Source organism: Kitasatospora sp. NPDC023385, from assembly GCF_055664045.1.
In genome coordinates, this window is record NZ_JBVOOL010000001.1 from 376,775 (window position 1) to 396,610 (window position 19,836).

The 19,836-nt window shown below is 74.7% G+C and carries 13 protein-coding genes; 7 read left to right on the plus strand and 6 right to left on the minus strand.

The window, feature by feature from the left end; all coding sequences use genetic code 11:
* The first annotated feature begins 137 nt into the window (after nucleotides 1–137).
* Both AC0B61_RS01675 and AC0B61_RS01680 read left to right on the plus strand, forming a co-directional pair.
* Nucleotides 138–959 carry a helical backbone metal receptor gene (locus AC0B61_RS01675; protein ID WP_471738583.1) on the plus strand — a complete coding sequence of 274 codons (822 nt, stop codon included), beginning with the start codon at nucleotides 138–140 and terminating at the stop codon, nucleotides 957–959.
* Between the two features lie 49 nt (nucleotides 960–1,008).
* Nucleotides 1,009–2,064, plus strand: coding sequence for a transglycosylase SLT domain-containing protein (locus AC0B61_RS01680; RefSeq protein WP_471738584.1), 1,056 nt, complete (start codon nucleotides 1,009–1,011; stop codon nucleotides 2,062–2,064).
* A 90-nt stretch (nucleotides 2,065–2,154) separates the two neighbouring features.
* Here AC0B61_RS01680 and AC0B61_RS01685 read toward each other — a convergent pair whose 3' ends face one another.
* From AC0B61_RS01685 to AC0B61_RS01695, 3 genes are all read right to left on the minus strand, one after another.
* Nucleotides 2,155–4,236: a hypothetical protein gene (locus AC0B61_RS01685; protein ID WP_471738585.1), complete on the minus strand. Its 2,082-nt coding sequence runs from the start codon at nucleotides 4,234–4,236 to the stop codon at nucleotides 2,155–2,157.
* Between the two features lie 206 nt (nucleotides 4,237–4,442).
* The gene (locus AC0B61_RS01690) at nucleotides 4,443–6,110 is read right to left on the minus strand and encodes a lipase maturation factor family protein (RefSeq protein WP_471738586.1); all 1,668 of its coding nucleotides are present in this window, start codon (nucleotides 6,108–6,110) and stop codon (nucleotides 4,443–4,445) included.
* A 305-nt stretch (nucleotides 6,111–6,415) separates the two neighbouring features.
* Nucleotides 6,416–7,492: a GAF domain-containing protein gene (locus tag AC0B61_RS01695; RefSeq protein ID WP_471738587.1), complete on the minus strand. Its 1,077-nt coding sequence runs from the start codon at nucleotides 7,490–7,492 to the stop codon at nucleotides 6,416–6,418.
* Between the two features lie 427 nt (nucleotides 7,493–7,919).
* On the opposite strand from AC0B61_RS01695, the gene AC0B61_RS01700 reads away from it, so the two are divergent.
* The 5 genes from AC0B61_RS01700 (at nucleotide 7,920) to AC0B61_RS01720 (ending at nucleotide 13,227) form a co-directional block, all read left to right on the plus strand.
* Entirely contained in the window at nucleotides 7,920–9,182 is a 1,263-nt protein-coding gene (locus AC0B61_RS01700) for an acyl-CoA dehydrogenase family protein (protein ID WP_471738835.1), read from the plus strand.
* A 519-nt stretch (nucleotides 9,183–9,701) separates the two neighbouring features.
* Nucleotides 9,702–11,750 (plus strand): sensor histidine kinase, encoded by a 2,049-nt coding sequence (locus tag AC0B61_RS01705; protein WP_471738588.1) that lies wholly within the window; start codon nucleotides 9,702–9,704, stop codon nucleotides 11,748–11,750.
* Entirely contained in the window at nucleotides 11,750–12,181 is a 432-nt protein-coding gene (locus AC0B61_RS01710; protein WP_471738589.1) for a roadblock/LC7 domain-containing protein, read from the plus strand. Before AC0B61_RS01705 ends, AC0B61_RS01710 begins: the two co-directional genes overlap by 1 nt.
* Nucleotides 12,178–12,561: a DUF742 domain-containing protein gene (locus AC0B61_RS01715; protein WP_471738590.1), complete on the plus strand. Its 384-nt coding sequence runs from the start codon at nucleotides 12,178–12,180 to the stop codon at nucleotides 12,559–12,561. Before AC0B61_RS01710 ends, AC0B61_RS01715 begins: the two co-directional genes overlap by 4 nt.
* 90 nt (nucleotides 12,562–12,651) lie before the next feature.
* Complete coding sequence (locus AC0B61_RS01720; RefSeq protein WP_471738591.1) at nucleotides 12,652–13,227, plus strand: GTP-binding protein; 576 nt, start codon at nucleotides 12,652–12,654, stop codon at nucleotides 13,225–13,227.
* A 74-nt stretch (nucleotides 13,228–13,301) separates the two neighbouring features.
* Here the strand turns inward: AC0B61_RS01720 and AC0B61_RS01725 are convergent, their stop codons facing one another.
* The 3 genes from AC0B61_RS01725 to AC0B61_RS01735 all read right to left on the minus strand — a co-directional run bounded on the left by AC0B61_RS01725 (nucleotide 13,302) and on the right by AC0B61_RS01735 (nucleotide 19,836).
* Nucleotides 13,302–13,754, minus strand: a complete 453-nt coding sequence (locus tag AC0B61_RS01725; protein WP_471738592.1) for a MarR family winged helix-turn-helix transcriptional regulator — start codon at nucleotides 13,752–13,754, stop codon at nucleotides 13,302–13,304.
* 101 nt (nucleotides 13,755–13,855) lie between these two features.
* Entirely contained in the window at nucleotides 13,856–15,823 is a 1,968-nt protein-coding gene (locus tag AC0B61_RS01730; protein WP_471738593.1) for a hypothetical protein, read from the minus strand.
* Nucleotides 15,820–19,836, minus strand: coding sequence for a DUF5682 family protein (locus tag AC0B61_RS01735; protein ID WP_471738594.1), 4,017 nt, complete (start codon nucleotides 19,834–19,836; stop codon nucleotides 15,820–15,822). The genes AC0B61_RS01730 and AC0B61_RS01735 overlap by 4 nt, the downstream gene beginning before the upstream one ends.

Sequence of the window (19,836 nt, forward strand, 5' to 3'; positions counted from 1 at the left end):
CCGGAGTTCAAGAACCCGGAGTTCAAGAACCTGGAGTTCGGGAACCCGGAGTTCAAGAACCCGGAATCGGGCAACCAGGGCCTGGTTCCGGACCGCCCGCAGTCCCTGCACGCAGTCCCCGGCCGTAGGCTGGCCGGATGGCCGACCCCACCGCCCCGCGCGACGACCTCGACCTGCCCGTCCGGCTCGGGCCGCGCCCGCCCCGCCGGGTGGTCTCGCTCGTGCCCTCGCTGACCGAGGCGGTCGCCGCCACCGCGCCCGGGCTGCTCGTCGGCGCCACCGACTGGTGCAGCCACCCCGCCGACCTGGCCGTCACCCGGATCGGCGGCACCAAGAACCCCGACGTCCGGCGCATCCTGGCGCTCGAACCGGACCTCGTCCTCGCGAACGACGAGGAGAACCGGCGCCCCGATCTGGACGCCCTGCGGGCGGCCGGCGTCCCGGTCTGGGTCACCGACATCCGCACCCTGGACGACGCCTTCCGCTCGCTGGACCGGCTGCTGACCACCGCCTGCGGGCTGCCGCGCCCGGCCTGGCTGGGCGAGGCGGAGGCGGCCTGGGCCCGGATCGGCCCGGGCGCAGCGCTCCACGCGCCCGGCGGCCCGCGCACGATCGTGCCGATCTGGCGCCGCCCGTGGATGGTCCTCGGCCGCGACATCTTCGCCGGGGACCTGCTGCACCGCCTCGGCCTGCGGCTCGTCCACGCCGACCACCCCGAGCGCTACCCCGCCGTCCCGCTACCCGAACTGCTCGCCTGCCGACCGGAGTTGGTGGTACTGCCGGACGAGCCGTACCGCTTCACCGCCGTGGACGGCCCCGAGGCGTTCCCGGGCACACCGGTCGCGCTGGTCAGCGGACGGCACCTGACCTGGTACGGACCGTCCCTCGTCACCGCCCCGGTCGTCCTGCGGCACGCAGTCGACCACCCGTCCGCCGGCGACCGGGGAGCCGCCTCGTAGGATGACCGCCACTCACCGGGACCACTGGTGACACACGGGGGGACCACAGTTGAGAGCGACCACCACGCGGCGGGCACTGGTGCTGGTGTCGGCCGCCGCCGTGTCGACCGCCGTCCTGACCGGCTGCGGCACCCAGCACGCCGACACGCACCAGGGCGCTGGCTCGGGCAGCATCCCGGTGGCCGCGAGCGCGCCACCGGCCGAGACTCCGACCACGCCACCGACCGCGTCACCGAGCGCGAGCCCGTCCGCGAGCGGCACCCCGAGCCCGACCGCCCCGGCGAGCGCCGGCCCCGGCGCCTCGCAGAGCCCGACCGCCGGCGCGAGCAAGTCGGCGAAGGCCGTGCCGGGCACCCAGCCGGGCACCGCCGCGAAGGCCGCCGGCGGCGACCTGCCCGCCGGGGTGACCACCCAGCCGCCGGTCGCCAAGCCCGTCATCGCGGCCCCGGTGCCGACCGCCAAGCCCGGCCCGGTCGCACCCCCGCCGCCGCCCGCACCGCCGACCCCGCACGTGCCGCCGCTGCAGAGCGGCTGCACCCCCAGCAAGCCCCGCCCGGACGACCCCAAGGAGGCCGTGGCCACGGCCCTCACGGCGGCCGCCGGACAGTCCCGCACCCTCAAGCTGAGCAGCGGCGGCACCGACCAGCTCCCGCCGCTGCCCGTCAACCTGGTCAAGGCGATCGCCTGGCAGGAGAGCGGCTGGCAGTCCGGCATCCTCGCCTGCGACGGCGGGATCGGCACCATGCAGATCATGCCGAACACCATCAGCTGGATGAACGGCAAGTTCGGCACCGCCTCGGACGCCGACACGCTCGCGGGGAACGTCCAACTGGGCTCCCAACTGCTCGACTGGCTCGTCGCCTACTACGGCGACTCCTCCTTCGGCGGCAAGTACGACCTCTCCCCCGACCCCGCCACCGGCAAGACACCGCTGCTCGACCTGGTCGTCTCCGCGTACAACGCGGGCGCGGGCAACGTGCACTACAACGCCGTCACCGACCCGACCACCGGCGCGGTCGTCGGCAGCCTGGCCATCCCCAACCCGGCGTACGTCGCCAACGTGAAGGCACTGATGTCCAGCCAGCCGTGGAACAAGGCGGGTTGACGAAGGCCGCCGGAACGCGGCAGGGCCCGGGACGCACGATCGCGCCCCGGGCCCTGGTCGTTCCGGTGGTGTTGCGGCGGTGTGCCCCGGTCAGCCGCGCGCGGCGGCGACGGCGGAGCCCAGCGCCTCCTTGATGCGGGGGCCGAGGCGGGCGAAGCCGAACTCCTTCATGGCCGCCCGCAGCAGTTCCTCGTCCGTCCGCTCGACACCGTCGCCGTCCAGCCACCGCACGACGGCGAGCAGTTCGTCGGCCGAGTAGGCGGTGACGGGGCGGCCCGGCGTGAAGTCCGGCTTCTCGGGACGCGCGGGAAGATCGGCAGCGGCCTCGGCGGCAGGCTCGGCGGCAGGCTCGGCAACGACGGGCTCGGCGGCCTCCACCACAACAGCCTCGGCTTCGGCGACCGGTGCTTCGACCGACTCCTCGGCCACGGGCTCGGGCTCGACCTCGGGCTCGACCTCGGGCTCGACCACGACCACCGGGTCGACCTCGACGGTCGCCTCGACGGCCTCGACCGTCACGGGGGCGGGCTCGTCAACGTCGACCGAGGACTCCTCAGCCACGACGTCGGTCTCCGCCACCTCGTCCTCAGCAGCGGGCGTCTCGACGTCGACGGCGGCCTCGGCACTCTCCTCCGCCGCCTCCTCCACCGCTGCGGCCTCGGCCAGGGCGGCGGTCGCGGCGGCGACCAGATCGTCGGCGGCCGGGGAAGGCGCCGGGAGGGAGACCACGGCGGCCGGGGACTCCTCCGTCAGCTCCTCCTCCAGCGCGGTCGGCTCGTCGTCAGCGGTGTCCGCGTCGTCGCCCGACACCGCCTCGGGCTCGTGCTCGGGCTGGGGCTCGGCGACGACCTCGGCATCGGCATCGGCGTCGGCGTCGGCGGCGGCGGCGATCTCGGCGTCGATCTCGGCCTCAGCCTCGACGGCAACCTCGGCCTCGACCTCAGCCTCGGTCTCGGCGGCCTCCTCGGCAGGAGCCGCCACCGAAACCGGGGCCTCCTCCACGAGCCCGTCACGCTGCCCACCGGCCAGCGCCTGTCGCGCCGCGGCCTCGGCCTCGGCCTCGGCGTCCGACAGCTCCGTGCCCGACTCCTCGGCCTCCGGCTCCTCGACCGTCAGCTCCTCTACCGTCGGCTCCTCGATCTCCGGCTTCTGACCGACCGGCGACTCGACCAGCGTCTCGACGGGCGACTCGACCGCCGCCTCCTCGGTGGCAGCCGCCTCCGCCAGCCCGTCGCGCTGCCCGCCCGCCAGCGCCTGGCGGGCCGTGTACGCGGCCTCGGCGGCGCGGCGGTCGGCCTTGGCGGTGGCGAGTTCGGCGAGCAGGTCGGCGAGGCCGGCCTCCTCCAGGGTGGCGCGCAGGCTGCGGATGGTGGGCAGGCGGTAGAGGGTGCCCTCGTCGGAGGCGAGGCGCTCGACCAGGTCGATCAGCTCCGCGAAGGGCAGCCCCTCCAGGTCGTGGTCGGGCAGCAGGCGGGCGAGGCCGCGCAGGCCGGTGTTGATCGCCTCGAAGGCCTGGGCGGTGCGCTCGACCAGGGCGCCGTCGGCGGGTGCCGTCGGGAGGGTGCCGGCCGGGGCCAGGGCGGCCCAGGCGCGGCGCTCGATCTCGGCGGAGGCGAGGGCTTCGTGCAGGTCCTCGCGGCGGATGCGGCCGTCGGTGGCGAGGGCGGCGGCCTGCTTGCGCAGGGAACGGCCGCGCAGCCAGGACAGCTTGACGCCGTTGTCGCGGCGCCAGGCGCTGTCGGCGGTGGCGGCGGCGAGGGCGCCGAGGTCGGCGTCGTACGCGGCGGTGGCGAGGGTCGCGGAGGTGCGGTGGACCCGGTGGAGCAGCTCGACCAGGAGCGCGGTCTTGGCGACCGTGTCCGGTTCGTCCAGCTTGACGTCGGCGGCCAGGGTGGTGACGGCCTCCCAGGTCTGCTGGAGGTCGCGGCCGCGCAGTTCGGCGAGCGCGGTGGAGGCGGCGCGGGCGTCCTCGGGGGTGGCGACGGTGTCGACGGCCGCGTACCAGGCGTGGGTGTCGGCACTGAGCGTGAAGGCCCCGAGTTCGGCGTAGCGGCCGAGGTCCTCGCGGAGGTCGGGCTCCGCGGCGGCGTCCTGGGAGTCCTTGACGTCTGCGGCGTCGGCGACGTCCACCGAGTCGGCTGCGTCGGCGTTGCGCGAGTGAAGCACTGTCATGTGAGGTCCGGTTCTGGGCGACGACGGCGGGGCTGGCGGCGAGGGGGCGGCGGACCGGTTGCGCGGGGTCGCCCCTGGGCGGGGCGAAGGGGCGCGCGGTCGGGCTGCCGGTTGTGGAGGCCCAGAATACGGGTGCCCGTTCGAGCCTTGCACGCACCCACCGCCCCGACGGGCCGGTGTCGTATCCCATACCGCCCGCCTGGCCGCTACTCGGGCGGCCCGCCCGGGTGGTCCGGCGCTGGTCGGGGCGGGTGTCCGGGCCGCGGTTCCCCGGACGGACCGGGGCGTCGGCCGGGGCGTCGGCCGGGGCTCTGACCGGGCCCTGGACCGGAGCGTCGGCCAGGGCTCTGACCGGGCTGGCGGCCGGGCTGGCGCGGCCGCTCCAGCGGGACTTCGCGGACGCCGCGGCGCGGTCGGCCGGGTGGCGGCCGGTACCCGGCCCGGCCGAGGGTGGGCAGGTTGACCGGCGCGAGGTACTCGTGCAGCGCCGTGCGGTGCCACCACGCGCCGGTCTCCCGCAGTTCGCGCCAATCGGTGAACCGGTAGAGGTAGAGGGTCGCCCGGACGTGGGTCGGCGGAGCGTCCGGGAAGGGGTTGTGGCGCAGCAGGCGCAGGGTGGCCCGGTCGCCGGCCAGCAGGCGGGCGACGAAGGGCAGGAACCAGGGGCGCGCGTAGCCGGGCGAGATGCCGGCGAACCACATCAGCCAGTCGAGCCGCAGGTGGTAGGGGGCGTACTGGCGCGGGAGGCGGCGCACCTCGCCGGGCTTGCCCTTGAAGCCGTACTCGCGCCAGACGGTGTGCGGGGTGAGGACGGCCTCGTCGGTGCCCTCGACCACGACCTCCTGGCGGAGGCGGTTGACGCTGCCGAAGGCGCCGTAGGTGTTGACGAGGTGGACCCGGTTGAAGGAGCGGTTCATGGACTGGTTGCGGGAGACCATGTTCCGCACCGGCCAGTAGCTGAGCACGACGACGGCCGCAGTCAGCGCGATCACCAGCGCCTCGTACCAGAGCGGGGAGCCGGGGTGGTCGCGGACGTGGACGGGCAGGCCGAGCCGGCCCGGCTCGAGGGCGGCGACGGCCAGGGTGACGGTGAGCCAGTTGAGCCAGGCGAAGTTGCCGGAGGCGATCAGCCACAGCTGGGTGGCGATCACGGCGCACGCGGCGTAGCTCGCGACCGGCTGAGGGAACAGCAGGCAGACGGGGACGACGAGTTGGACGACGTGGTTGGCCGCGACCTCGACCCGGTGCAGCGGGTCGGGCAGGTGGTGGAAGAACCAGCTGAGCGGGCCGGGCATCGGCTGGGTCTCGTGGTGGTAGCGCAGGCAGGTCAGGTCGCGCCAGCAGCTGTCACCGCGCAGTTTGATCAGTCCGGCGCCGAACTCGACCCGGAAGACCAGCCAGCGCATCAGCCAGAGCACCAGGGTGGGCGGGGCGGTGTCGGCGTTGCCCAGGAAGGCGGCGAGGAACCCGGCTTCGAGCAGCAGGGACTCCCAGCCGAACGAGTACCAGGTCTGCCCGACGTTGACGATGGAGAGGTAGAGGACCCAGAGCACCGCCCACAGCAGGATCGACGCCCAGAGCGGGACGGCGTCGCCGAGCCCGGCCGTGACGGCGGCGGCGAGGGCGGCCCCGCTCCACGCGACGGCGGCGAAGAAGCGGTCGCTGTAATGGAGGTGGAACAGGCCCGGTGACAGCCGGAACGGGACGCGGGCGGTGAAGCGTGGCACCGGCAGCATGCCGTCCTCGCCGATGAGCGCGCGGAACTGCGCGGCGGCGGCGAGGAATCCGGTCAGGTAGACGGCGGCGAGGAGGCGTTGGACGAGCAGTCGGCTCAACCAGTACTCGGGGGCGGCGAACCAGTCCATGCGGCCCATGCCTACCACCGCCGCGCCGCGGGCGGGCCCGGCCGGGGCGTGGACGGCGGACGGTTCACCCGCTCGGCCCGGCCGAACTGCGCTGCGCCGTGCGGCGGGGCTCCCGCGCAACCGCCACCACCGCCACGGCCTGGCCTCGCCTCGCCTCGCCTCGCCTCGCCTCGACCGGACAGCACCGTGGCGGGGGCCTCTCCTCGGGGGTGAGAGGCTCCCCGCCACGGCGGTGGACGGTAAAGGCAGGACGGGGAAGGCGGGCAGGACGGGCGGGACGGGCAGGAACCGCGCACGGGCGGCCGGTCGGCGGTTCAGCGCGGCAGGACGAGTCCGGACCCGCCGGCGATGCCCGGGCGGCCGGTCGGCGTCGCGGCGCCGTTCTGCTGCAGCCGGTCCACCAGCAGCGCGGCCAGCGTGCCGAGCTCCTCCTCCGTGCGGGACTGCGCGGTGACGTCCATGCCGACGGTGAGGACGCCGTTGACCTGGCCGGTGCGCGCGGTCCGAAGCGGGGTGCAGGTGAAGCTGAAGACCTGCTGGATGCGCGGGGCTTCGGGTCGGGCCGACTGCACCCGTACCTCGTTGAGGACGGTGGTGCGGCCGGTGCGGTACGCCTCGGAGACGGCCTGCTGGAGGCCGGCCACGCCGAGTTGCGGGTAGGTCTGCCCGATCGCGCCGTACGCCACGGGGGCGCCGAAGGTGTCGGCGTGCTGGGCGTTGGCGTAGCGGATCTCCTGGCCGGGGCCGTCGGTCAGCATGATGGGGAACGGGGAGCCGTCGAAGGCGGCGAACATCTCCTGCTGCTGGGCGAGCAGGTTGTCGCGCAGCCGGATCTCGGAGAGCAGTGCCTCGGCGAGGTGCTGGATGTCGCGCAGCCGCTCGCGGCCCCACTGCCGGGGTTCCCGGTCGAGGACGCAGACGGTGCCGATGACGGTGTTGGTGTCGTCGACGAGCGGGGCGCCGAGGTAGGCGCGGACCCCGAGTTCGTCCACGACGGGGTTACCGGCGAACCGGGGGTACGCGAGGATGTCGTCCAGTGCGAGGGGTGAGCGCTGGGCGACCACGTGCGGGCAGAAGCCGTGGCTCATCGGCATCTGCCGGGTGGGAAGGTCGAAGGCGATGCCCCGGTCTGCCCACGAAGCGCCTTCTTCTGCCGCGACTTCGGCCGAGTTTGGCGGGATGTAGAGCCCCCGGAACATCTGGCGCTCGTCGTTGATGAAGTTGACCATCGCGATGGGAGCTCGGGTGATGCTGGCTGCCAGGTGCGCGAAGCGGTCGAAGGCCTCGTCCGCGGACGGTTCGTTGAGACCCAGGCCGCGCAACCTGCGAGTCCGCTCCGACTCCCCGGCGGCACCCGGGAACTGGCCTTGAGTGCTCATCACATCAGTCATGGCGCACATGTAATCAGACATCCGGGCCGTTCGGTGCTCTCGGTTCGGGCCGTCCGCGTTGCTGATGCACAGTCATATCCGCATGTGAACGGGCGCTCAGCCGGATTCGGGCACGGGGGAGGTCGATCCCCACCCGGCACGTGAACGAAACACGCAAGTAGCAGGGACGAACGGAATCCCGCCAATCCAAGATCAACTAAGCGTGACGGCGGTGTCACATATGACAATGAGCCCTGCCGAAGACACGGACGGTATTCCTCTCTCCCCGCTGGGAACCGCTCCAGGGTCCGCATGCACCGATTGCAAGGGAGCGATCGGCCGCCAACCTCCACACCCCACCCATCTCCCCCCTGGGGGGCGGCCGGAGCGGCATCGACGGCATGAACGGAGGCACGACACCCACGGAACGAGAGGACCAAGCATGGCGATGGACTACTTCACCGACGAACGACACGAAAGCCTCCGGGCGGAGGTCCGTGAGTTCGCGGAGAAGGAGGTGCGTCCGCAGGTGGCCAGAATGGAGGCCGACCGGGAGGTCGAGTTCGAACTGTCGCGGGAGATCGCCCGCCGGGGCTGGATCGGTGTGACCATCCCCAAGCAGTTCGGCGGCCTGGGGCTGGGACACCTCGCCAAGACCATCATTGTGGAGGAACTGGCCCGGGTCAGCGGCGCGATGGGCGCCATGGCCCAGGCCTCACAGCTCGGCGTCGCGAAGGTCATCCACTTCGGCTCCGAAGCCCAACGACGCGAGTGGTTACCGCAGTTCGCCTCCGGCGCATCCCTGCCGACCATCGCGGTCACCGAACCGGAGTCGGGCGGCCACGTGCTCGGCATGGCCGGCACCGCCCGCCGCGAAGGCGACGAGTACGTACTGAACGGCCGCAAGTGGTTCGTCGGCAACTCCCACATCGGCGACGTCCACGGCGTGGTCTTCCGCACCGGCAAGGGCAGCAAGGGCCTCTCCGCCTTCCTGGTGGAGAGCGACCGCCCCGGCTTCCGGGCCGGTGAACTCGGCACGCAGGGCGGCCTGCACGGCTTCAGCTTCGGCGAGTTGGTCTTCGAGGACTGCCGCATCCCGGTCGGCAACCGGCTGGCCGAGGAGGGGCAGGGCCTGGACGTCGCCTACTCCTCCTCCACCCTGTACGGCCGCCTCAACCTGGGCGCCGTCGCACTCGGCATCCACGTCGCGATCGTCGAGGACGTCGTGCGCTACGCCGAGCAGCGGGTGCTGTACGGCAAGCCGCTCAACCAACTCAACGGCGTCGCACTGAAGCTGGGCGAGATGCAGTCCAAGCTGATGACCGCCAAGCTCGCCGCGTACCACGCCTCGCACCTGCTCGACAACGGCAAGGCCTGCGACGCCGAGCTGATGAACGCCAAGCTCGTCAACACCGAGTACGCGATGGACTCGGCGCGCAGCGCGATGGAGATCCTGGCCGCCCGCGGCACCCAGGAGGAGTTCAACATCATCCGCTACCTGCGCGATGCCACCCACATCTACGCCCCGGCCGGCACCTCGGACGTCCAGCGGCTGCGGCTGGGCCAGGTCGCCTCGGGCACCTACGGCAAGCAGTGGTCGGACGAACTGTCCGACCTGGCGAGCTGGGCGTGGACCGAGCTCAACCAACTCGAGGCGGAGGGTGGGACGGAGCGCGCGGGGCAGGTGGTGCCGATACCGCTGGCGGGCTGAGCCGACGGGCCGGCCCCAGCCTGGGACGTCCCTCGCCTGGGCCGCCCCTAGCCTGGGTCGTCCCTAGCCTGGGTCGTCCCTAGCCTGGGTCGGACCGAAGCGGCCCAGGGCGGTGGCGACCGGCCAGCATACGCCGGCTTGACCTGTTCCTGACGGCTCTCCGGGGGTGCGCCCCGCCTCCCGGAGAGCCATCCGCCGCGCCCGTCCGCCTGTTGCGCCGGCGGCAATGAGCTGCTGCGATTCGTCGGCGAACGCCCCGCCCCGAAGGGGCGGCCCGGGCCATCAACGTTTCATATATCGCCAGTTGATGTTGCGATGAGGACATCCGGGGCTGATAGGTTTCCTGCCGTCGGCGGTCATTGCTGCACCCCGCTCGGATGGTGACGGCTCGTCACCTCGTCCGGCGACCCCGGCCTCGGCGCCCTGAAGTCCCGGGCCGCACGGGCCGACCCGCCGTTCGGAACTGCGACCCGGCCCGCGATTCGGCCTCACAACTCGGCCCTGCGACAAGGAAGTCAGATGCCAGGCATATCGGCCCCCCGCACGGGCCACCGCGCCGGCCGGTCCGGCTCCCTCCGCGGCTCGCTCCTCGCCCTCGTCCTGATCCCCAGCCTGGGCCTCGCCGCCGCCTGGGGCTACGCCGTCTACCTGCTGCGCGACACCGGGCAGCGCACCGCGCTGACGGCCGGCACCGCCGTGGTCGCCGTCGTCCTGCTGGTCAGCCTGATCCGCGGCGTCCGGGCCGCCCGGGCGCTGTCCGGCCGCCTGTCCGAGTTGCGCGCCGACACCCTCTCACTCGCCCAGCACGACATCCCCGACGTCGTCGGGCGGCTGCGCGCCGGAGAGACGGTGCCCACCCCGCCCGCCTGGGCGCCGGCCCGCCGGATCGGCGACGAGCTCCAACAGACCGCCGACGGCCTCGCCGCCGTCCGCCAGGCCGCCGTCGCCGCCATCGTCCACCAGGCCCAGGGCCGCGAAGGGACGAAGAAGGTCTTCCTCAACATCGCCCGCCGCACCCAGATCCTGATCCACCGTCAGATCAGCATGCTGGACGCGCTGGAGCGCGAACACGAGGAACCCGAGCTGCTGCGCGAGCTCTTCGCGGTCGACCACCTGGCCACCCGGATGCGGCGCAACGCCGAGAACCTGGTCATCCTCGGCGGCGCACTGCCCGCCCGCCGCTGGCGCAACGCCGTGCCCATGGTCAACGTCCTGCGCAGCGCCGTCTCCGAGACCGAGAACTACTCCCGCGTCGTCGTCCAGGGCGTGCCGCGCGCCTCGCTCAGCGGACAGGCCGTCGCCGACGTCATCCACCTGGTCGCCGAACTGATCGAGAACGGCACCACCTTCTCCCCGCCGTACACCCAGGTGCAGGTCTCCGCACAGGAGGTGCCCAAGGGCCTGGCGGTCGAGGTCGAGGACCGCGGCCTCGGCATGAGCGAGGACGAGTACGAGCGGCTCAACGCCTACCTGGCCCACCCGCCCGAGCTGGACGTCTCCGCACTCGGCGACGACCTGCGGCTCGGCCTGTTCGTCGTCGCGCGGCTGGCCGCCCGGCACGACATCCAGGTCGCCCTGCGGCCCTCGCCGTACGGCGGCACCCGGGCCGTGGTGCTGGTGCCCTCGGTGCTGCTGGAGCAGGCCGAGCAGCCGGCCTCGGCGACCGGCCTGCCGTCCGGCGCACGGGTCACCCGGAGCCCGGCACCGGAACGCCCGGCCACCGACGGGGCCCCCGGGGACGGGCACGCGGAACTGTCCGGCGCGCTCGCCGGGGTGCTCAGCGGGCTGCTGGGCGGCACCGGGCCTTCCGGGCCTTCCGGGCCTTCCGGGCCTCCCGGGCTGGCTGACCCGGTCGCGATCGGGACTTCGGCGGGTGCGGGTGCTCCGGGCGCTCCGGGCGCGGCCTTGGCGGTCGAGGGGGACGGTGACGGTGGCGGCCCGGCCGCGCTCACCAACGGCGGACTGTCCGTCGGCGCCCAGATCCCCGGGCTGCCCGGCGCCGTGGTCGTCCCCCGGCCCCTCATGCCGCGCCGGTACGACCTCCCTGGCGACGCCCCTGGCGACGCCCTGGTGGACGGTCCGTCCGTCGGGCCGCAGTCGGTGCCGGAGGCAGTGCCGGTGCCGGAGACCGTCGACGGGATCCCCGCCGACCGCTCCGCGCCCAGGCACGAACGCCCTCAGGAGGACCCCGGCGAGCACGGCCCGGACGGCGAACTGTTCACCCCGCGGGTCCTGCCGCAGCGGGTCCGCAACGCCAGCCTGGCCGAGCAGCTCCGCGCGTCCAACGCGTCCGGAGCCGTGCCGCCGTCCGTCGGCCGCGCGGTCGGCCCGGCCGCCCCCTCGTACGGCGGCGTCGGCGTCGGGGCCGACACCGACACCGAGGACGCCTCACCACAGCGCTCCCGCGCCACCATGGCCGCCATCCAGCGCGGCACCCGGACCGCCCGCGCAGCCGACACCGACCCGGGCGCGCAGGCCCCGGCCGCGCCCGCCACCCGCCACGCCCCGGCCGCACCTTCCGCCGCCCAGGACGCCTCCGCCGCTCAGGAAGCCAAGGACCAGCAGTGATGACGCAGCACACCGAAACCCAGCGGGACCTCAACTGGCTGCTGGACCAGTTGGTCGCGCGGGTTCCCGAGACCCGGCACGCCATCGTCCTGTCCGAGGACGGTCTACTGGTGGGCACGTCCCAGGGCCTCGACCGGGCCGACGCCGAGCACCTGTCCGCCGTCGCCTCCGGCCTACAAAGCCTGGCCCGCGGCGCCGGACACCGCTTCAACGGCGGGCGGGTGCGGCAGACCGTGGTCGAGATGGACCAGCTGTTCCTGTTCGTCACCACCGCCGGACAGGGCGCCCGGCTGGCCGTCCTCACCAGCGAGCAGGTGGACGCCGGACTGATGGCCTACGAGATCAACATGCTGGTCAAGCAGGTCGGCCAGTACCTCACCGCGGCACCGCGCAGCGACGCCGGCCAGGTCGGCCCGGGTGGCGGTGCGTGACCACCGCCGACGCCGACGAGGGCTGGTTCTACGACAAGGACGCCGGCCACCTGGTCCGCCCGTACGCGATCACCAACGGGCGCACCGGCCCGGTCCGGGACGGCTTCACGCTGATCACCCTGGTGGTCACCACCGACCCGCGCACCGACACCGGCAGGCTCTCGCCCGAACCGGCCGCGATCATCGACCTGTGCCGCGAACGCCCGCTGGCCGTGGCCGAGATCGCGGCCACGCTCGACCTGCCGGTCAGCGTGGTCAAGGTGCTCCTGGACGACCTGGTCGAGGCCCGGCTGATCCTCACCCGCGCCCCGGTCCAGCTCGCCGAGGCGGCGGACGTCTCGCTGATCCAGGCCGTGATCGAGGGCGTCCGCCGGCTCTGACCGGCAGGACCGCATGCTCCTCTCCGGCCACCTCCACTCGCCCCGCTCGCCCGCTCCCCCGCTCTCCCCGTTCCCTTCAGGAGACCCGAATTGACGACCCAGAGCCTGGTGCCGGGCGCGGTCAAGATCCTCGTCGCCGGCGGCTTCGGCGTCGGAAAGACCACCATGGTCGGCTCGGTCAGCGAGATCGAACCGCTGCAGACCGAGGAACGGATGACCCGCGCCAGCATCGGGGTCGACAGCCTCGACGGCGTCCAGGACAAGTCCACCACCACGGTCGCCATGGACTTCGGGCGGATCACCGTCCGCGAGGACCTGGTGCTCTACCTGTTCGGCACGCCGGGACAGTTCAGGTTCTGGTTCATGTGGGACGACCTCGCGCTCGGCGCCCTCGGTGCGATCGTCCTCGCCGACACCCGGCGGCTGGAATCCAGCTTCGCCGCCGTGGACTTCTTCGAACAGCGCGGCATCCCGTTCGCGATCGGCGTCAACTGCTTCCACGGCCGCCGCGAGGCCACCCCGAACGAGGTCCGGCGTGCCCTCGATCTCGGCCCGGAGGTGCCGGTCGTGCTCTGTGACGTCCGGGAGCGGGCGTCCAGCAAGGAACTGCTGCTCGCCCTGCTCGACCGGGTGCACCGAAACGCCCTGGCCACCCGGCGGCGGTGACGGCGGGCCTGGGATTCTGCCGACCTGGGGGTCTGCGGGCCGGGGTTCCGCGGGCCCGGGGTTTGCGGGGGGCGTCAGGCGTGCGCTGGGTCCGGTGCCGCGAGCGAGTCGACCAGCGGGGCCAGCTCGGGGACCTCGGCGGCCTGGGCCAGGGTCGCCTCCAGGGTTGCGTCGTGCACCGGGCGGGCGGTCGCCAGCAGGTCACGGCCGTCCTGGGTCAGCTCGGTGTAGATGCCGCGCCGGTCGTCCGCGCACAGGTAGCGGCTCAGCAGGCCCCGGTCCTCCAGGCGGCTCACCAGCCGGGTGGTCGCGCTGCTGCTCAGCGCCGCCGCCCGGGCCAGCTGCTGCATCCGCATGTGCCAGCCGTCCTGCCGCGAGAGCGCGTCCAGCACCGTGTACTCGACGACCGAGAGCTGGGACTCGGCTTGGAGGGCCTTCTCCAGCGCGGTGTCGATCATCCCGTGCAGCGCGGCGAGCGTGCGCCAGCCACGGGCCCGGACCTCGGCCGCATCGTCGCGGATTCCCATGGCGCGCCTTCCCTTCCGCTGCACTGTGTTGGGGTCTGCCTCCTCCCAAGTATGCCAGTCGGCGCGGATTACCGGACCATGCAAATAGTTCCGCTTATGGTTCACCCCTCCCCTGTCCAGGCCGCCACGCAGAGCGCCGTGGCCAGCTCCTCGGTGTAGCAGGCCGCCGCCAGCCAGGCGGCGGCGAAGGCGTCGTGGTCGTCCACGACGATCCGTCCGAACACGTCGCGCCGCCGGCTCACGGCGGCGGCCCGCAGGCCGTCCAGCAGGTCGGCGGCGGTGGCCAGCCCGGCGGAGCGCAGCAGGGCGCGGTCGGCCGCCGCCGTGGCCTCGCTCGGGGCGAGGGCGTGCCGACCGGTCGTGACCGTCTGCTCCACCCGGCGGCCCAGCACATGGACGGGCGGGCCGTACGGCGCGGGGAACCCGGGAACCCCGACGGCCGGGCCGGGTGCCGCTTCCGAGGTGCCGGGATCGGAGGTCCGGAGGTCGGAGGTGCGGAGGTCGGAGGTCCGGAGGTCGGAGGTGCGGAGGTCGGAGGTCTGGAGGCGTTCGAGGCCGAGATTGACGCGGCCTGCCCGGTCAGCTGGAAGTGCGAGGGGGTCCGGGGCCTCCGGGGGTGTGCCGATCGCGAGCAGACGCAGCTCCGGTCGGTCGGCGCGCTCCAGCCTGCCGATCACCCGCAAGCGCAGGCCGGGCCCGGTGGCGAGCAGCGAGAGGTTCGCCCGGAAGGGCAGGTTGGGGTGCTCGTGCGCCGCGCGCAGCGCGAGCACCGGGCCGCCCTCCGCGCACCGCGCCAGCAACTGCGGCACCCCGCCAGGCCCGGTGGGGGCCGCGCCCAGCAGCGTGACGTCAAGGAACAGCAGGTCGCTCCCCGCCGGGCGGCTCTCGTACGGCAGGTCCTGAGCCGCGAGCGCCCGGGCCACCTGGTCGGCCGCCGGAACGGACCAGAGCCGGCCCGCGGGCTCCGCCGTCCACGCCGCACCCCCCGCCCGGACCGCCCGGACGGCGGCACCCGCGCCCAGTCGGCCGGCGACGGACCTGGTCGCCCCCTGGACGGCCAGCCCGGCGCGGCTGAACTCGCGGTGGCTGAGCGCGGTGTCGCCCAGCCGGACCGTCCGGTTGCCCGCCCCGACCGCCTGCGGGGCGGCAGCCGCCGCGTCCTCGTGCGGCATGACCTCGGCGATCGTGCTGAGCCGCCCGTCGGCGTCCACCGCCCAGCTGACCGCGCCCGCATGGGTGGCCGTCAGTACCGGTTCGGCGAACAGCCCGTAGAGCCGAAGGCCGCCCTCCTCCCGGTAGGCCTGGCGCGCGGCGCCGCGCAGCTCGGCCGCCGGGCCGGTCCCGGCGGTCAGCGCGGCAGTGAGGCCGAGCAGTTCGCGCAGACCGGCCACCAAGTCCGCCAACCGGTGGTCGGGTGCGCCGGACCGCGCAGCCCGGACCCGCGTCACCACCGCGACAGCCGCCACCGCCGGGCGGTACAGGCCCGCGAGCCGGGCCTGGTGGGCGGCGCGCAGGAGTTCGGCCTGGGACACCCCGCCCGCGCCGCTCACCCCGGCGGCCAGCACGGCGGCCGCGGCCCGGTGGAGGTGGCGGGCGGCAGCGAGCTCGACGGTGGTGAGGGGGGTGGGGACGGACACTCCGGTCGCCTCAGTGGTCTCAGTGATCTCACTGGCTTCGGCGGCCTCCATCGGTTCCGTCGGCTCTGTCGGTTCGGCCGCCTCCGTCGGTTCCGTCGGCTCTGCCGGTTCGGCGGCCTCCGTCGGCTCCGTCGGCTCGGCGAGCGGGCAGAGGGTGACGGCGGCGGCCCGGTGCACGCAGGCCGGAGCGAGCAGACAGCCACAGCGGACTCCCTCCGGGTCGGCGACCGTCCCACCCGGTGCGTGCAGGACGAGCACCGTCTCCTCGTCCACCTCCACCCGCCACTGGTCTCCGTCGCGCGCGACCGGCCGCTCCGCCAGCTTCTCCGCCGCGCCGTCCAGCCGCTTCTGCAGCCGGGCGCTCAGCCCGGCCACCACCTCGGCGACCACCTCCGGCCGTACAGCCGGCCAGTCGTTCGTCCGCGCAGTCATACGCATCGCACCTTCTCCCCCACCCAGCGGGCCAGTTCCAGCGGACTCAACGCCGCCACGGGCATACCGGCCGCGACCAACCGGCCCGCGACCGCCTTCGAGTAGCGGGCCGTCCCGGTGTCGTCCAGGGCCGCACAGCCGAGCACGTGCACGCCGGCGTCCACCAGTGCCCGGGTCTGGGCCAGCAGAGCGGTGACCGGACCGCCCTCCTCGAAATCGCTGACCACCGCGACCAGCGTGCGGGACGGCACTGACACCAGCTCCCTTGCGTACCGCAGCCCGCTCGCGATGCTGGTACCGCCGCCGACCCGCACCTCCAGCAGCAGGCCCAGCGGATCCTCCACCCGCTCCGTCAGGTCGAGGACCTCGGTCGAGAACGCGACGAAATGAGTGCTCAGCGACGGCACCCCGGCCAGGATCGAGGCCGTCAGGGCCGCCCAGACCGTGGAGGCCTCCATCGAGCCGGAGACGTCCACGACCAGGATCAGTCGCCAGTCGTTGGCCTGCTGGGCCCTGGTCCGGAACACCGGGCGCTCCGGCACGATGAGGGTGCCGCCCTCCGGCGAAGGACGGGCGGTGGCGAGGTTGGCCCGGATCGTCCGGGCCAGGTCCAGCCCACCGCCCGGACGACGGGACGGACGCGGCACGGTGATCCCGGTCAGGGCCGGCCGCAGCCTGGACGCCAGTTCGCGGGTCAGCTCGTCCACCAAGCGCCGCACCAGCGGACGCAGCCGGGCCAGCCGCGCCTCGGGCAGGCCGCCCGCCTGCTCCAGCACGGTGCGCAGCAGATCGACGGACGGCCGGACAGCGGACGGGTCGATCGCTTCCAGGACGTCGATGCGCCCCTGCGCGACGGCGGCGGCCAGCACCTCCTCGCGGACGCCCGGGCCGAACAGCGCCTCCAGCTCCTCGGCCCACTCCCGCACACCGGGATAGGGGGCCTCGCGGCCACCCCGGCCACCCCGGCTCGCCAGGCCGGGGCCGGAACCCTCACCGTGGCCGCTGCCGTACAACTCGTCCAGGGCGGTGGCGAGTCGGGCGCTGCGGCCGCTCAGGCCGCCGCTGCCGGGGCGGCCGAGGAGCAGCCGCCACCGCTCGGCGGCGGTGAGGGAGTGGCCGGCCGACGGAGCGGCTGCCTCGTGGGCGGGCCGCCGGGTGGCGGCAGGCTCAGGCGCCAGGGGTGCCGGAGGTGCCTCAAGCGCCAGGGGTGCCAGGGAGGTCGGGGGTGCCGCAAGAGCCGGGGGCAGCAGGCCGCGGCGGGCCAGCGTCGCGCGGGCGGCGAGGTCCGCCCGCACCCAGGCGGCGACCACAGCCGGGCCGGCCTCCTCCGGCAGCGCGGCGAGCCTGGCGCCCAGGCGCTCCTCGACCAGGGCCAGCAGCCGGTCGCGGGCGGCCGGGCTGAGCGTGTCAAAGCCGCCGCGCAACGCGGGCAACCGGTCCAGGAACGCGCCGTCGGGCAGCGAAGTCACCCGCTCCAGCACCGGCTCCAGCGCCTCCGGAGCCACGTCGAACAGGCCCTCTGCCGCCGTCAGCAGCCCGACCAGCGCCCGGCCGAGCGCATGCCGCGCCTCCGGACCGGTCGCGCCGTCCACCCACGAGGCCGCCCGCCGCCCCAGCACCTCCGCCGACTCCTGCCCGAGCAGCACCCGTACCGCCCCGGCCGCGCCGCGGACCAACGGGCTACCCCGCTCGGCGAGTTCGGCCAGCACGTACGCCAGCCGCACGCCGCCCAGCCGATCCGCCCGCCGCACCAGCTCGACCAATGCCCGGGCATCCTGCGGATCATCCGACCCGCCGATCCCCTCCAACTGCCGCACCGCGGCGACCGTGAGCACCTCCCCGGCCGCCGCCACCAGCCCATCGGAGGCGGAGGAGGTATCGGCCTCCGGGGCGCGACCACGGGACACCACCGCCCCCGGCGGCCCGGTGATCGCCCGCCCACCCGACGGCACCGGGGAGCCAGGCACGGAAGCGCTCGCAGACTCCCCCGCAGCCCCGTCGACGGTCGGCGCGACGGCCTCGCCGACGGACGGCCCGGCGCCGCCACCCCAGGCGCCCACTGCAGCGGGCGGCACCACGGCCGCAGGCGCCGCCGCTGCGACGCCCAGACCGTCGGAGGCGGGTCCGGTGGGCGCCGGGGCGCCGAGCGCGGGGACAACCGCCTTGCCGCCAGGTGCGGTTGCCGACCGCACCCCATCCGGGGCGGACAGGTCAGGAGGTCCGACCGCCTCCGCATCCTGGCCCGTGCGCCTGGTTGGCGGGAGCGTCTCGGCCGGGGTGGGCGCCGTGGTGGCCGCCGCTGTGGGGGTGTAGCCGGGGAAGTGGCCGGCGGCGAGACGGTCGAGGAGGGCGAGGGCGTCGAGGAGGTCCGGGAGGGTGGCTGAGGTGGGGAGGGTGGTGGTGAGTTGGGTGAGGCGGGTTCCGGTGAGGGCGGGGAGGGCGCAGGAGGCGGCGGCGGTGAGGCCGTCGATGGTCTCGCGCGGGGTGGGGTGGTCGGTGAGGCGGGCACGCAGGGCGCCGTCGGCGGCTTGGGCCGGGGTGACGCCGCGGGTGCCGGCGACGGTGAGCATGGCGGCGGTGGCGGGCGTCCAGTGGAGGCGCCAGCGGGTGCCGAGGGTTTCGGTGCCGCCGGCGCCGGTGGTGGGAACGGGGTCGGCGTAGGAGACGTCGCAGGCGGCGAGGCGGTGGAGCAGGATCTCGCGGCGGCGGTCGAGGGGGCTGCGCAACGGGTCGAGCCGCAGGTCGCGCGGGCCGGGGTCGGTGGGGCCGGGCAGGCCGAGGTCGGCGAGGAGGGTCTCGACGGCGGGGGCGAGTCCGCTGCGCGGGGCGGCGGGGGTGGGGCGGCCGGTGCGGGTGCCGATCAGGACCTGTTCGAGGGCGCGGGCGACGGCCCGGCCACGCCCGAGGGGTTCGCCCTGGGCGAGGACGGTCTGCACCGCCTCGACCAGTTCGCCGCGGCCGGGCACGGCATGGCCGCGCAGCCGGGCGAGGTCGCCGGCCAGGCGGACGATCTCGCGCGCGTCGGCGGGGCCGCTGGGGTGGTCCTGGGTGCGCAGGGCGGCGCAGATCCGGACGGCGGTGGTGATGAGCGCTTCGGCGAGCCGGTCGGGGTCACCGCCGGCGTCGAGGACGGTGTGCTGCCATTCCGGGTCGCGGATGCCCGCCGGGTAGCCGGAGCGGGCGTCGAGCAGCGGGTAGGTGTACGGGATCAGGGAGAGGACGTGGTCGGGGCCCGCCGGGTGCGGCGACTCCTCGGTGGCGCACGGCCCGTCGAGGAGGGCGGGGGCGTGGAAGGCGCCGACCACGGCGGCGATCCGGCGTCCGCCGGCTGCGGCGGCCTGGATGCGGGCACGCATCCAGGCCTCCCGGCGCAGGTCGTACGGGTCGACGCCGGGGCCGTTCTCGGCGTCGTGGCGCAGTGCCCAGCCGACGAGCAGGGCGGCGCGCCGGACGGCCTCCGGGGTGGAGCCGGGGGCGGCGGTTTCGACCAGTCGGTCCCACAGGTCCTCGTCGGAGTCCCGGCCGGTGAGGCGGTGGCGCAGCGCGTCGGCGACGCCGGGGGCGTCCGACAGCGCCCCGGGGCGCCGTTCCGCTGCCGCCCGGGCGGTGCGGTGGGCGAGCGGGAGGTCGCAGGCGATCGCTTCGACGCCGTTGCGCCGGGCCCACCGCAGGGCGGCGAGTTCCGGGGAGAAGTCGGCGAACGGGTAGAAGGCGGGCCCGCCCGCCTCCTCGGGGCCGACCGGGGCGGCGGCCAGGGCGACCGGCGCCTCGGTCGCCTCGTCCGCGAGCCAGCCGAGCCACGGCTGGAACTCGGCGGGCAGTTCGACCAGCACCGCCTCCGGCCGGGCCGCGTCGAGCAGCGCGGGGACGGCCGCGCTGAGGGACGGCGCGTGGTGGCGCACGCCGATCAGGTAGGGCCCGGGGCCGTCGGTGCCGGAGGAGGCCAGTCGGCGGGCCTCGCTGCGCACCGCCCGGTCCGTGTCGTCCGGGAGTGGGGTCACCGCGCTGCTCAT

Excerpts from the sequence above, each read along its gene's own strand:
- AC0B61_RS01675 (WP_471738583.1), top strand. The coding sequence starts at position 138 with ATGGCCGACCCCACCGCCCCGCGCGACGACCTCGACCTGCCCGTCCGG.
- AC0B61_RS01685 (WP_471738585.1), bottom strand. The coding sequence starts at position 4,236 with ATGACAGTGCTTCACTCGCGCAACGCCGACGCAGCCGACTCGGTGGAC.
- AC0B61_RS01690 (WP_471738586.1), bottom strand. The coding sequence starts at position 6,110 with ATGGGCCGCATGGACTGGTTCGCCGCCCCCGAGTACTGGTTGAGCCGA.
- AC0B61_RS01695 (WP_471738587.1), bottom strand. The coding sequence starts at position 7,492 with ATGACTGATGTGATGAGCACTCAAGGCCAGTTCCCGGGTGCCGCCGGG.
- AC0B61_RS01700 (WP_471738835.1), top strand. The coding sequence starts at position 7,920 with ATGGACTACTTCACCGACGAACGACACGAAAGCCTCCGGGCGGAGGTC.
- AC0B61_RS01705 (WP_471738588.1), top strand. The coding sequence starts at position 9,702 with ATGCCAGGCATATCGGCCCCCCGCACGGGCCACCGCGCCGGCCGGTCC.
- AC0B61_RS01710 (WP_471738589.1), top strand. The coding sequence starts at position 11,750 with ATGACGCAGCACACCGAAACCCAGCGGGACCTCAACTGGCTGCTGGAC.
- AC0B61_RS01725 (WP_471738592.1), bottom strand. The coding sequence starts at position 13,754 with ATGGGAATCCGCGACGATGCGGCCGAGGTCCGGGCCCGTGGCTGGCGC.
- AC0B61_RS01730 (WP_471738593.1), bottom strand. The coding sequence starts at position 15,823 with ATGACTGCGCGGACGAACGACTGGCCGGCTGTACGGCCGGAGGTGGTC.
- AC0B61_RS01735 (WP_471738594.1), bottom strand. The coding sequence starts at position 19,836 with ATGAGCAGCGCGGTGACCCCACTCCCGGACGACACGGACCGGGCGGTG.